We start from the raw sequence: 531 nt of genomic DNA on the forward strand, positions 1-531 counted from the left end.
ACACATAATCAGCGACTGTTTGGGTTGCGGTTCGAATACTTCCACCTACCCGGAGGAGCTCAGTTCCAAACGGGCCTATTAAATTTCCTATTCCTACCCAACCATCGTTCCGGATACGCATCCGAACCCTATCACTTTTTGCGCCCGATACTCCGGTAGCAAAAACAATATCCCCCCCTGTAGAGGTAGGAGTGCCATCACCGGCTTGTGCCGCTATAATAATATCACCCATATATGCTGTATTTCCTTCCAAAGTAAAGTTTCGAATCACAAAATCCCCTGGGATAGCAAGGTTCGAAAAATCACCAGAAGCACCTGACATTCCCTGTTGACCAAATACAGTGCTTCCTGTACCATCTGTTTTAGGAAGCCTTATATTGGGAATCTGTGCACCACCACCAACATTGGTTACGTTTATACTTGGAACGCCTTGGTCTGTTGCCCTTACTGATACATTATCGTTTATTATAATAACAGTATCGTCCGGGTCTAAGAGCACATTGGCCTCTACATTCGTTGCATTCAATACAC

At 45.0% G+C, this 531-nt stretch carries 1 protein-coding gene; it reads right to left on the reverse strand.

Annotated elements, in window-relative coordinates; genetic code table 11:
* Positions 1 to 531 (reverse strand): hypothetical protein (locus WBG21_RS11240; RefSeq protein WP_340077932.1); only part of this gene is annotated, 531 nt, incomplete at both ends.

Origin of the sequence: Leptobacterium meishanense, from assembly GCF_037645805.1 — a bacterium.
Classification (GTDB): domain Bacteria; phylum Bacteroidota; class Bacteroidia; order Flavobacteriales; family Flavobacteriaceae; genus Leptobacterium_A; species Leptobacterium_A meishanense.